Below are 12,490 nucleotides of genomic sequence, written 5' to 3'. Positions count from 1 at the left end.
AGCCATGGACGAAAGAATTCCTAGGGTTTTAACAATTGCTGGGTCGGATTCGAGCGCAGGGGCGGGAATACAGCTCGACCTTAAGGTGTTTAATCGTCTTGGTGCGTATGGCATGACTGTGGTTACAGCCGTGACTGCGCAAAACACGCTAGGTATTCAAAAAATTGCGAAGGTCGCGCCTCGCATTGTGGCCGCCCAAATTGATTCGGTTACTCGCGATATAGGTGTTGATGCTTGCAAAATAGGAATGTTATTTAGCAGTCAAACTATTGGCGTTGTTGCAAAGCGAATTCGCAGGAGAAATATTCCGAATGTAGTTGTTGACCCGCTGATTGCTGCAAAGGACGGAACGGCGCTTATAGCCACCAAAGGGGTAGAGCGTTTAAAGCGGGAGCTCATCCCACTTGCCCTTGTTGTTACGCCAAACGTCAAGGAGGCGGAGATACTCTCAGGGATAACAGTTGAAACTCTAGCTGATTTGAAGGCAGCGGCAGTGGAGATATACAAAATGGGTTGCCAATATGTGCTCGCTAAAGGTGGGCATCTAAAGGGAGAGCCGGTTGACATCATTTTTGATGGCAGCAATTTTGTGGAGCTTTCTGGCGTTCGTTTGGCAGGGCCCCCAGTTCACGGGACGGGTTGCGCGTTCTCCGCGGCATTGGCGGCAAGGATTGCCATGGGAGATGATGTATTGACGGCTGCCCAATTTGCGAAAAATTTTGTTTTCGAACTAATTAGTTCAGCTGTGAAGGTAGGAAAAGGGAACTTACTGATTAGGTAAACCATATCATTTCTTTTAAAGAGTGGGAACCAAGGGGGTAAGGACATGATTGCAGGAGTTGTGATTAAATGGTTGGGGCACGCATGTTTCTTGGTTACTGCATTGGCAGGAACGAACATTGTATTTGATCCTTTTGGTGAGGGTTTGGGTTATAAAGTGCCCAGGGTAAAAGCTGACGTTGTGTTTGTAAGCCACAGTCATTTTGACCACAATGCTATAAACGTGCTTAAAGGTAGTCCCAAAGTAATAGGTCCTCTAGAAGGCAAAGCTCACGACTCTGGCAAGCTCAAAATTGGTAAGAGTTTTATTTCCTACAAATCAATCCTAACAGACCACGACCCGTCGGGTGGGCGGCAGCGCGGCAAGAATACTGTGCGCGTAATTGAGCTTGAAGGTGTAAGAATTTGCCACCTTGGTGACCTGGGGCATTTGCTGACTTCCGAGCAAGTGAAGGAAATTGGGAAAGTGGATGTGTTGATGATTCCGGTTGGCTCTGTGTACACGATTGACGGCGATCAGGCAAAAAAGGTTGTTGCCCAGCTTAAGCCTAAGATAGTCGTACCCATGCATTTCAAAACGCCAGACCTGAAGCTCAACCTTGAAACCGCGGATGAATTTCTTAGGGGTTGGAAAAATATCGAGCACAAGGAAAAGATTCAAATAACAAAAGGGTCGCTTCCAAAGGAGACCACCGTAGTAATGTTGAAGTACTAATTTAGACTACTGTTTGTGCGACAGGGGGATGACGCAGTGATAAAATACATATTTGTGACGGGCGGCGTTGTTTCTTCCATCGGTAAGGGTATAACAGCGGCTTCGTTGGGTAGATTGCTGAAAAACCGCGGGTTCAAAGTGACCATGCAGAAAATTGATCCTTATATAAATGTTGACGCGGGTACAATGAACCCTTTTCAGCATGGCGAAGTCTTTGTTACTAACGACGGCGCGGAGACTGATTTGGATTTAGGGCATTATGAGCGGTTTGTAGACGTGGACCTAACACGTGAGTCAAATGTCACAACTGGCAGCATCTATAATGCGGTAATTCAAAAGGAGCGCCGAGGCGATTATCTTGGTGCCACTGTCCAAGTCATCCCCCATATTACCGACGAGATCAAGGAACGTATAAGGAATGCGCCGCTTGAGGCTGGTGCGGACGTGGCGGTTGTTGAATTAGGAGGCACGGTTGGTGACATTGAAGGTCAGCCTTTTCTAGAGGCAATCCGCCAGTTTAAAAAAGATGCCGGCCCTGAAAACGTCCTTTATATACATGTCACACTCATACCTTTTGTCGGGCCATGGGGCGAAGTCAAAACCAAGCCAACTCAACACAGCGTTGCCAGGCTGCGCGAAATGGGCATCCAGCCAGATATTCTAGTCTGCAGGTCGAAGGTGCCACTAAGTGAGGAGATGAAGGAAAAAATATCCCTGTTCTGTGATGTGGATAAGGAAGCGATCATTGAGGCACTAGACACAGAATGCATATACGAAGTGCCGCTCAAATTCGAGGCGGAAGGTTTGGCTAAACAGGTCATTAAAAGGCTTGGTCTTCATAATGGCGAACCGCAATTGGCTGAGTGGCAGAGAATTGTTGATATCCTCAAGCATCCAAAACGCCGAACCACAATAGCTGTTGTTGGCAAATATGTTGCCAACGGAGATGCATACATTAGCATAGGAGAAGCCATCAAACATGGTGGGATAGCCAACGAAACTGGTGTTGACGTAAAATGGATTGACTCCGAAGAAATTGAGGGCAAAGGTGCGGAAGAACTGCTAAAGGACGTGGATGCCGTGGTAGTAGCGGGTGGCTTTGGGGCTCGCGGCACGGAAGGCAAGATAGAAGCAATCCGCTACGTTCGCGAGAACAACGTGCCGTTCCTTGGTTTATGCTATGGTCTTCAGATGGCTGTCATCGAATATGCTAGACATAAATGTGGGCTCGCAGAGGCAAATACTGAGGAAATCGACCCAGAATGCATACATCCTGTAATTCATTTGCTTCCCGAACAAAAGGGGGTGGTAAGCAAGGGCGGCACAATGAGGCTGGGGATTTACCCTTGCCGAATTGCTGAGGGTACGCTTGCATGGAAGATTTATGGGGACGAGCTTGTTTATGAACGCCATAGGCATAGATTTGAGGTAAATAACGCATATCGCGACCAGTTGGCAGAGGCTGGAATGGTTTTCAGCGGAGTCTCGCCTGACAATCGGCTGGTTGAAATTATAGAGTTGCCAGACCATCCCTTCTTCATAGCCACGCAGTTCCACCCGGAGTTCAAATCCAGGCCAAATCGGGCACATCCTCTATTTGCAGGGCTGGTGAAAGCGGCGCTTGATTGCCGCAGGAGCAGTGCAGCTAGCAAGGAAGTGCGAGTCGGCAGGTCGTGAGCGCAACCGGAACAGTTTTATCTATTTTTCTTCTCCTTTCCGTTGGGTACGGAGCGAAGAAGGTTAAACTTCTTCGAGATCAAGATGCTGACTTGCTAAACACTGTGGTAGTCTACATTACCCTTCCTGCCTTCATCTTTGATGCTATATATAGCTACCGCCAGCCAATTCCCTTATCCATCGCAAAGGTTCCTATCATAGGCTTTGCCATGATTCTTGTTGTCCTTGGGATTGCATACGTTGTTGGGCGGGCAATGGGACTTGACCGTCCGACGCTTGGGGGAATGATCATTGCAAGTGGCTTCGGAAATACAGGCTTTTTGGGCTACCCACTGGTTCAGGCCGCTTTTAGAGAGAAAGCTGCTCTTGTGACCGCCGCACTTTATGATGAGCTTGCCATGGCACTGCCACTTTATACCCTCGGTGCGTTAATTGCTGCTGGATTTGCGGGAAGGCGGGTAGACCGGGAACAGCTGCTGAGAGTTTTTACGCTTCCTTCCATGCTTTCTATTCCCATAGCGCTAATCATTAGGCCAATCTCGCTTCCAAATCCGTTGCTAGAAGCAGTCAGGTATCTTGCCGCAGGTACGGTTCCACTGGTCATGATTTCTCTGGGATTATCGCTTAGTGGAAGATCTTTGAGGGGGTTAGCTTTGCCTGTGGCGGTGACCTGCGTCTTAAAGTTAGTAGCACTGCCAGTCATCACCTATTATGCCGCAAGAAGTGGTGGCTTGAGTGGGGTGATGCACCAGGTTACAGTTGTCGAAGCTGGAATGCCAAGCGCGATAATGACCTGCGTGATTGCTTCAAAATTTGGCGCAAATGCTCGTTTTGTAGCAGGTGTAATATTCTTGACAACGCTTCTAAGCATTGCCTCTATTCCGCTTATGCTTTATTTACTTAATGTGCGGTAGGGGCTGCCAAACCATAGCGTGCTGTTAGATGTTTTTGGGAATCAGTGAGAAGGTCTTGGCTTGAGGAATTGGTCAATCCCACAGCGTTTGATTCGGTCTGCAACCGCATCTTTTGCGCCTTCGAGATAAATTGTTGCTCCTCGGCCTACTGCATCACGATATAAAGAGACAAGCAGAGCCAATCCGTCTTCGGAAATATATGTTACGCCGCTGAGATCCAACAAGACAGGGCCCTTTTGATCTTTGACGACGTTTAAAATCTTTTGACTCGCGTCTTGCAGGAACTCATATGTCATTTCGCCCGAGAGATTAATTCGAAGCAGGGCGTTTTCGCTTTCTATTTGAAAGTTTAAAGGCATATCTACTGTATTCCTCACCTTTTCTCTCCACATACATCATTCCACATAGAAGCTGAAATTGAAACATGGCGGACAAGCGCAAAGAGGGAATTCCGATGGTAACAAAGAAGATATAGATTAATATTGGATTGATAGCCAGGAGGGATGAGGTTGCTAAAAGCCCAGATATTGCATGCAAATTCGGTTGATAAGCTTCCAAAAATCCACGAACAGGTAAATAGCCTACTAAGTCAGCTTGATGACGATGCAATAGTTAGTGTATCAACCACTGAGTTTGGACCTGCGGGAGTTCATGATTTCTACAGCTATACTGTTTTGATTATTTATAAGACTAAATAGCTGTGGGAAGGCCATTTCCTTTAAAAGCTTGAAAAGGCTTACTTGCCGCACAATAGGCGGTAGATTTCGGTGACCTTGCGCACGTAGTTCTGGGTTTCTCGGTAAGGCGGAATACCGCCATATTTCTTTACCGCCCCCGCGCCAGCGTTGTAGCAAGCGAGTGCAAGGCTGAGGTCGCCGTGTTTGTCAAGATGACTGCGCAATAATTTGATACAACCAGCAATATTTTGAACTGGGTCGTATGGGTTTGAAACTCCCAAGCCACGCGCTGTCCCGGGCATCAGCTGAGCAAGTCCCATCGCTCCCTTTGGCGATGTGGCGTTCGTCCGGAAGTTCGACTCGGCTAGTATGAGGGCAACAATCAGCCTTGGGTCTATCCCATAATGCTCGCTGAAGGCTAGAATGCTGGCAGTAATCGTATCAAGCTGTTGGGGACTAAGCCGGGGATTAAAGCGCTTAATGGCATTGCGGTAGGAGTCAAACACCTGCATGGCTCGGCTCGACAAAGTGGTGCCTCTCTTTAGCCTGGTGGTAGTTGTTTTTGGTATTTGCTTTTTTTGAATTACAGGGGCAATTTCGGTTTTTTGCGTGCTCGAGGCAAGTTCTTTCTCGCGTTTTGTGACGTCGTAATCGTAGGCGGCGGCGATTAACTGTAGGTCGGATAGGCTCGCAACCGAACCATTGCCGATTTTTACCAGCACGCGAATAGTGTTACCGTTCGAAATGCAGTCGGGGAGCTCAGAGGCGGAAATAACCACGGAGTCCCCGGAGAAGTAAAGGACGAAGCTGGCGGTGCTTCCACCGCTGGCATAGCCGTTGACCGTGCCTGTAAGCTCAAAAATTTTCCCAATGTGAGAGCATGGGTTCGCTTTTGCAGATGAAAAGATGATGAGATTTGCCCCAAGTGATCTCCTCAGGGCAATATATTCATCGCCGGACAGGCTTTTCCCAAAAACCGCTTGAGTGATAGCAAGGATAATTGCACAAGCAGCCGCTATTCTCGACGGCATATGGCTCTTAATCCCCTTTTAAATAAATTGAGTTAGTCCTCTACATTAGATTGTCGGAACGTATGAAAAGTTCCTCCACCGTGCTTACTATAAGTAAGGTTACCAGTTTTTGCTTTGCGTAAGCGCGGCGATTATTGAGGGATGAGAAAGATATTGTGCGCCAAAGAAGTTCGAATCAATTTTATAAACAAATTAGAGGGCAAAACTCTGCTGGTGCGGTGCCCCGAAAGCCTAAAAAAGAAGATTTCAAGTTTTTATATGCCTATCTTGGATTACTCGAGATGTCATTGCTTGGTGGGAATTCTTTTTCTAAATGGCGGAGAGACCGGGATTCGAACCCGGGGTGGAGCCTTAACAGCCCCACAACCGCTTAGCAGGCGGCCGCTTTCGTCCACTCAGCCATCTCTCCGCACAATGACATGAGTATTCTACCATAATTGCTTTAGAAAATCAATTACGGAATTCTCCAAAAATAATTTGTTGAATTGTGCTGGCGGTCAAACCGATCAGCAGTTCAGCTTATTTTTCAAACTAATCGGACGGCTCAATATTGTTTTCCCTTTGCATTAAACTAACAGGGCCTAGGATGCCGGAGATTTCCTGTCCTGGGTAGACATATGGCGTTGGCATTGCAATACGATAATGCGGGCCTAGAGTATTGGTTACGATTATTTCTACTTTGTTCTCGCCAGCTCTTACAAGATTGCCGATTTCGAAGCGATATGGCTTCCATATCCGAACGCCTGCTTGCTTGCCATTGATTCGCACTTCGGCCGTCCCTCTTACCTCGCCGAGGTCGAGTATTAGCGGCTTGCCTACGTATTCCCCTGATAGATTGAATGTTCTGCTGTAGACCCCAATACCAGAGTATGTGGACAACCCTTTCTCGTGCCACGACCCTAGGGTAATCTTCCCAGGTGCGCACTCGAACTGTATCGGCTTAGAAAAGACAGCTCCCGCCTTGAGCCCCGGCTTCTGCTTGGCTCGAATTGCACATACTCCTCCGCTAACTGGAGATTTGAGCCTGACTATACCATCTTTTCCAATTGCCTGCCGGTTGCCATTGACGTATATTTCATACGGGACTGACACTGAAGGGCGAATTGCGATTGTGCCAGGTGGGAGTTTGAATCTATACCAAGCATAGGGAGCATAAGTTGGGTTAGGGTCGTATATTGTGCCCGGCAAGTCGAAACTCGGCATAGCTGGGCATTGCTTGGAATTCTGGGAAGCAGGCTGGGTGAAAACCTTCCCCCACTGTGAATCGTCAAGACTGCCCAGGCACTTTGCTGGAAGCCAACCGGTCAGTGCTTTCTTTGTCGTCCACCCTGGCTCCCACCGTGTAGAGAACTCCCACGTCTCATTAGTTGCGAAAGGAAGTCGTTTGTTGGGGGTGGACTTCACCTCGCCCCATACAACAAGGCCTCCTGGGCCGCCAAGGTTTATTGCCTTAACGGCGATAATGTTCTTGCCTTTGCGCAGAGGAATCGAGAAGTGCTCGGCAGTTTGCCAATACGATTGGTCGTATCCCACTTCTCGGCCAATCAGCTTGCCATTCACATACAGTTCATAACCGTTATCACATGTGATGTTTATGGAAGATTCCTTTGGCTGATAGGGCACTTCTAGCACTTTACGGAAGTAGACTGTCGGTGCTTCAGGCTTTGCCGCCCAAATCCATTTCGCAGATGGCATGTTTTCATCAGATATCGAGAATGAAAGACGCTCTGTGGCGGCGCCATCGTGCGCAAGCTTTATCAAAACTTTATTCCAGCCTTTCATTAACTTTACTCGTGCAGAAAAGACAGGAGGTTTGTTGGCGGGCTGATTAATGACAAGAGAGCCGTTTAGCCACACCCTCTTTGGAAATTGGCTGCTTACATACAAAGTTGCCGAGCGTGCCTTAGGCGAGTAGACGAATGTGGATAGGTATCGAGCGGAGATGATGTTATCGAATTTTACCAAAGCAAATTCCGCTGGAACTCTTGATTTGGGGCCGAGCGTAGTGAGGTGAATTGGGTCTTTTTCAATGCCAAGCTGGCGTGAATAAACCACGGCTCGCCAGTTTGGTGAGTTGGCGTGCCATTCCTCTGGTGGCATGGGTTTTTCAAGTTCGTCGAGGCTTGGCATCCTAATCGGATCGGACATGTTCCAGTATGGCCCAAAGGTGTATACCGCACGAGTCCATTTGGAATCGTCGAAGTTGCTTTTATGCCATCCTGCCTTGAGCCCCTCGTTTTTGGGGTCATCTGTATAGCGGAAGTCCCGCACTTCGACAGGCATCATGCCCTTCGAAGCTGGAAGACGAAAGTCGCCCCACCTATTATCCATCGTCGGATATATCCGGAAATCCCACTCGTCTGGAAATTGAAGAACGGGAGACTGAGGTGCCGTTGATAGTTGGGAGTTATTAGTTGAAAGGTTTTTCTCTTTGTTTGCGGTGGCTTTGGGGTTGATTACTATGAAGAAGGCTGGCGATAGGTCAAAATTAAAAGTCATCTCTGTTCCAGCATCTGTAATCAAATAGTTGGTTACCGGGTATACGTCGCCAGTGTATGGGTCCCAAACCTCTGGCCGTCCCTTTGCTGAGAGGGTAATATTCCAGGGGCCAGCGCCCTCCGGCACAACAAAAAAGAAGTGGATATCGCCTACAGCTCGGTGTGTACAGCGAATGTTCGGCGAGTGGTCTCGCGGTAAAAGTGCCTCGAGCGTCTCGGGGATTATTCCAGGATATGAGAGCATTGTCACCAAACCTTGGTCTATAAGTTTTGTAAAAAGACTTTGTATCTCGGGATCATCCCTACCGCTTTCGGCTGACCCAATTGGTGCATTATCCACGACGAGAACTAGCCCACCGGTTCGCGCGAACTCCTCTATTTTCTTGGCGCTTGAAGTTTTTAAATAAAGTGCGCGGGGTAGAATCAACACTCGGTAGCTTTCAGAGCTCACATTCAGTCTTCCATTCGCACATACAGCTCTCTGAAGGCTATCCTCATCTATCCAGTCGAAGTCTCGTTTATCTTTATCGAGCGATTGGACGGTCTGCCAAAACCTTTGAGCTGTTTTCCCAGCAGAATCGAAAATGTTGTCCTCTACTGTCATCTCAGCATGGATGGTTGTAGAAGGGTAGAGCACCGCGATGTCGCAAACATGCCTCCCCTGGCTAAGCAGGAAACTAAGGCGTGAAACATAATCGGCAAAGTATTTGTAATGCCTCCAGTATGGTTGACGGAACGATGTGCACGGCGGCGCCCATTCCCACCATCCGCCAGCAGTGCTATAGTACCAGGCATGGGGATCGTATAAATTCGCACCGCGGACGTACCAAATATTTACAAGTTGGGCAAGTTCTTCTAAGGTCTGCCCCCAGCCTGAATTATAGAAGCCTTCTAGCCATACACGGGGTCTTCCATATAAATGGGCAATTGAGGCATGAGGCCTGACATCGCCATGCTGGTCCTGACCAGGGGCACCGAACCATCTCATAGTGCGGAAGTAGTCGTGATAATAGATTTGGGCGTTTATGGGGTCGGCATTGCGGATAAGCTGGTCCATGCCGCAAATCATTCCATGCTTCTCATGCCACCCAAAAAGTGGTTTGAAGAAGGCGTCTTCGCACATGCTTGCTATTACATCGCGGTAGTCTATGCGGTACTTGGCTGTCATTGGGCCGCAGTCATAAAAAAGCGCTGGAAGGTGCGGTGTTATATCATATCCCTTGCGCTTCTGAAACTCAGCAAGGAAAGTTTTTGACCAGTGCGGCAGTGGCGGCAGCTCATCCTGAAAGCTGCCAGGAATAGTTTTACCTAGATAGCGGCCATATCTTCGCTCATACTCGCCATGGATGCTATCGATTAGCTTGCTGCATGCAGTTGCATTTGAGTAGTCGAACCTTGACGAAGGCATTGCGTAGAAGAGCATTACACGCCAGCTTCCGGCCAATGGTGCCCACTTTAGCACTCCACCCTTAAACTCTGAAGATAGATCTTTTGGTTCTCCAAGCGATGAATTTTCTAGTATTGGTGCCGCACAGGCGGCAACAAACCTGCCACCTGGCAGCCTTAGCTCAGCTGCTTTTCCTTCAGTCACGTCGGCTGATTCACAAGCCAGATATTCTGCCCTAAATTTAGGGCTTACTTCCATCAGTCGGTTTTGAATGTCCGATTCGGCAAAGCCCAGGCCATCATAAAACCATATTTTCATGCCGAGTTCATCAGCTTTGCGGAGGGTGAAATCCATTAGTTCCCACCATCTAGGAGAAAAATATGGTGGGTTGTCTGAAGATGGGTATAGATTTAGGATTATGGTATTGTAAATATGCCCCTCAACCATCCTTTCCATCTGCCAAGCTAGCCGCTCTTCTGTAATTTCGTCCCCGCTCCACCACCAAATGGGAATAGGGCTGAATTCCTTTGGCGGATATCGAAATGACATTAGAAGAGAGTTCTGTGGACATACGGATGGGGTGAAGTGGAAAAATAACAGAAACAGCAAGAGTACTAAACGCGGAAGTCTCATTTGTACCTCCCCAAGGCTTTCAGACTCTAGGTATTATGGGCATTACTTGATTCTATCAAAAGCTTTGACGCATGGTCAAACCTAGGTTCTAGGAAAGCTAGAGAAAATTGGGAATGCGTTGCTTTTTGGTTGGAGGTCATACGAGTTTAAATTTCGATGTTTTTGTCAATAAGATTTTTGCCGGACTCGGCAGAAGGAGCGTGAGCATCTATGGTGCGCGATCCCGTTTGTGGTGAAGATCTCGAAGATGTGGAGTACCCTGAAGTTGAGGAATATAAGGGTCGTTATTATTACTTTGGTGCGCTTGAGTGCGCACAAGAATTTCGGCGAAATCCTGAGAAATACGTCGCCGGCCGCGAAGAAGAGCTAGGAGTGCCGATACCAGAGTACGCAAGGAAGGATTAAGGAGGAGATTGATATGCCCATAGAAATTGGAAGAAAACAGACTATTGAGGAAATCACGAACGGTCGAATCAAGAAAAAGGGCAAAGAAGAAATGGCTCCACCTGCTCCAAAGGGGCGTGTTGAGGAAGAAGAGACCGCTGCAAGAAAAGGCGGTCGTGCACGCAAATAACTCCTGCGGCCGCTCAGCTTGTTGCTTTGCGGGTGGCCGCTTCACCCCTTAATCCAAGCTCTTCCGCTTCCTTCAAACAGGCGATCACCTCTTCGTCGGTTAGGTCCGTCCAGCGGAGATAGAAGTCTGCTACAGCGAACGGCAGCCTCTCGCTTATGATTAGTGCCACAAAATCGTCTGCTTTTGGCTGGACGAGACGCACTGCACCTCCCGATGCGACTGGCACAGCGACGATAACTGCGGATGGGCCATGTTTTCTGGCCGATTCAATCGCTGCAAGCATGGTGTAGCCAGATGCTAATCCGTCGTCGACGAGAATAACGGGTTTTCCTTCAATTTCTAAGGGTGGTTTGCCTCCCCTAAAAGCTTCCGCACGTCGAATAATTTCCTTGCGTACTTCGTTTGCAGCTTCCTCAATCTCTTCTGGGGTTAGGCGAAGGCTTCGAACCATTCTTTGGTTTAGCACGATTGTCCCATCTTCGGTTATTGCGCCGAAGCCAGCTTCTGGATTCCAGGGGATTGGAATCTTTCGGGGGACAATCACGTCAAACAGCGCATGTACGCGTTTTGCTACTTCTAGACCAACGGGCGCCCCACCACGGGCTATTGCCAGAACTACAGCACCCTTGTCTTTGTAATTTAGGAGATGTTCTGCAAGTTTGCGGCCGGCGTCTACTCTGTCCTCGAAAAACTCATTTTCCATGCGGTGGCTCCGACTCTCTTCGATAAGGAACTGGTATATACTCAACGGATGGTCTTCGCTGGACCGGCTGGGGATATAACTCCATAAGATAGTAGATGGTCTCGGGCAATTCCTCGCTAACAGGCAATCCTAGTTCACGAGCTTCTGTAACGCTAATAGGATAATCATGTGTCCATGTACCCTCGCTGAGCACCCGTGCTAATTGACGAGCTTTTTCTTCGTCCATGTTCTCTTTTAATAAACAGTAGACGGATTCTCTCACTTGATGAATTGCTTTTCTGGCGATGTCGGCGAGTATCAGGGTCTTGTCCTCAAGCTCGTTCTTATCTTTAATTTTGACGGCCTCAAGGATTGAAGAAGCCGGATACTCCTGGAGTTGTGGGTCAACTGGGCCTAGGACGGCATTTGGGTCCATAACTATCTCATCTGCCGCCAGCGCGATAAGAGTTCCGCCAGACATAGCATAGTGTGGAACAAAGACAGTAACCTTTGCCTTGTGACGTTTGAGTGCCATTGCAATTTGCTCGGCGGCAAGGAGTAATCCGCCGGGCGTATGAACTACAAGGTCAATTGGCAGGTCGGGTGGAGTTAGCCGTATTGCCCTAAGAACTTGCTCGGAATCCTCGACGGTTACATATCGTACTATGGGGATTCCGAGGATGCTTAACGCTTCTTGGCGGTGGATTAGTGTGATAACACGAGATTTGCGCTCCTTCTCAAGTTGGCGGATTAACCGGTAGCGCTCCAACTGGATTCTTCGTTGCTTAAAGAGCGGCACAAGCGCCGAAAGTATAAAGAATAGCCAAATCAAAGAGAAAAAGATGTCCATTGGATTCGAGCCTGCTTGGTTTGACGTCGGCATTAGCAAAAACTCCCCCTAACTCTCTCTTGTCTTTTATTC

12 protein-coding genes and 1 tRNA gene are annotated in these 12,490 nt (G+C 48.3%); 7 read left to right on the top strand and 6 right to left on the bottom strand.

The genetic code is table 11. From position 1 onward, the window contains the following. Positions 1 to 4: 4 nt before the first annotated feature. Genes thiD through K6T99_11000 form a run of 4 tightly spaced genes read left to right on the top strand, consistent with a single transcriptional unit; the run spans position 5 to position 4,086 of the window. Complete coding sequence (gene thiD / locus K6T99_11015) at positions 5 to 781, top strand: bifunctional hydroxymethylpyrimidine kinase/phosphomethylpyrimidine kinase (protein ID MCL6520352.1); 777 nt, start codon at positions 5 to 7, stop codon at positions 779 to 781. Between the two features lie 45 nt (positions 782 to 826). Next, a complete protein-coding gene (locus K6T99_11010) occupies positions 827 to 1,495 on the top strand; it encodes an MBL fold metallo-hydrolase (GenBank protein ID MCL6520351.1) in 669 nt (222 codons plus the stop codon). Between the two features lie 36 nt (positions 1,496 to 1,531). Further along, a complete protein-coding gene (locus tag K6T99_11005) occupies positions 1,532 to 3,172 on the top strand; it encodes a CTP synthase (GenBank protein MCL6520350.1) in 1,641 nt (546 codons plus the stop codon). Further along, positions 3,169 to 4,086, top strand: coding sequence for an AEC family transporter (locus tag K6T99_11000; GenBank protein MCL6520349.1), 918 nt, complete (start codon positions 3,169 to 3,171; stop codon positions 4,084 to 4,086). Before K6T99_11005 ends, K6T99_11000 begins: the two co-directional genes overlap by 4 nt. Positions 4,087 to 4,127: 41 nt before the next feature. Here the strand turns inward: K6T99_11000 and K6T99_10995 are convergent, their stop codons facing one another. Beyond that, on the bottom strand, positions 4,128 to 4,463 hold the full coding sequence (locus K6T99_10995; GenBank protein ID MCL6520348.1) for an STAS domain-containing protein: 336 nt from the start codon (positions 4,461 to 4,463) through the stop codon (positions 4,128 to 4,130). 126 nt (positions 4,464 to 4,589) lie between these two features. Here K6T99_10995 and K6T99_10990 point away from each other — a divergent pair, with 126 nt between their 5' ends. Beyond that, positions 4,590 to 4,784 (top strand): hypothetical protein, encoded by a 195-nt coding sequence (locus tag K6T99_10990; GenBank protein ID MCL6520347.1) that lies wholly within the window; start codon positions 4,590 to 4,592, stop codon positions 4,782 to 4,784. A gap of 38 nt (positions 4,785 to 4,822) precedes the next feature. Here K6T99_10990 and K6T99_10985 read toward each other — a convergent pair whose 3' ends face one another. From K6T99_10985 to K6T99_10975, 3 genes are all read right to left on the bottom strand, one after another. After that, on the bottom strand, positions 4,823 to 5,275 hold the full coding sequence (locus K6T99_10985; protein ID MCL6520346.1) for a lytic transglycosylase domain-containing protein: 453 nt from the start codon (positions 5,273 to 5,275) through the stop codon (positions 4,823 to 4,825). An 833-nt stretch (positions 5,276 to 6,108) separates the two neighbouring features. Beyond that, positions 6,109 to 6,203 (bottom strand) — tRNA-Ser (locus tag K6T99_10980). A gap of 122 nt (positions 6,204 to 6,325) precedes the next feature. Next, complete coding sequence (locus K6T99_10975; protein MCL6520345.1) at positions 6,326 to 10,312, bottom strand: hypothetical protein; 3,987 nt, start codon at positions 10,310 to 10,312, stop codon at positions 6,326 to 6,328. A 210-nt stretch (positions 10,313 to 10,522) separates the two neighbouring features. Here K6T99_10975 and K6T99_10970 point away from each other — a divergent pair, with 210 nt between their 5' ends. Both K6T99_10970 and K6T99_10965 read left to right on the top strand, forming a co-directional pair. Then, positions 10,523 to 10,717 carry a YHS domain-containing protein gene (locus K6T99_10970; GenBank protein MCL6520344.1) on the top strand — a complete coding sequence of 65 codons (195 nt, stop codon included), beginning with the start codon at positions 10,523 to 10,525 and terminating at the stop codon, positions 10,715 to 10,717. 13 nt (positions 10,718 to 10,730) lie between these two features. Then, positions 10,731 to 10,886, top strand: a complete 156-nt coding sequence (locus tag K6T99_10965) for a hypothetical protein (GenBank protein ID MCL6520343.1) — start codon at positions 10,731 to 10,733, stop codon at positions 10,884 to 10,886. A 13-nt stretch (positions 10,887 to 10,899) separates the two neighbouring features. Here K6T99_10965 and K6T99_10960 read toward each other — a convergent pair whose 3' ends face one another. Both K6T99_10960 and K6T99_10955 read right to left on the bottom strand, forming a co-directional pair. Beyond that, positions 10,900 to 11,589 carry a phosphoribosyltransferase gene (locus tag K6T99_10960; GenBank protein MCL6520342.1) on the bottom strand — a complete coding sequence of 230 codons (690 nt, stop codon included), beginning with the start codon at positions 11,587 to 11,589 and terminating at the stop codon, positions 10,900 to 10,902. Then, on the bottom strand, positions 11,579 to 12,418 hold the full coding sequence (locus tag K6T99_10955) for an ATP-dependent Clp protease proteolytic subunit (GenBank protein MCL6520341.1): 840 nt from the start codon (positions 12,416 to 12,418) through the stop codon (positions 11,579 to 11,581). Before K6T99_10955 ends, K6T99_10960 begins: the two co-directional genes overlap by 11 nt. Positions 12,419 to 12,490: the final 72 nt, after the last annotated feature.

It is taken from the genome of Armatimonadota bacterium (genome assembly GCA_023511795.1).
Taxonomy (GTDB): domain Bacteria; phylum Armatimonadota; class UBA5829; order DTJY01; family DTJY01; genus JAIMAU01.
The sequence above is the reverse complement of the archived record's forward strand: the minus strand, read 5'-3'. Positions and strand labels throughout refer to the sequence as shown.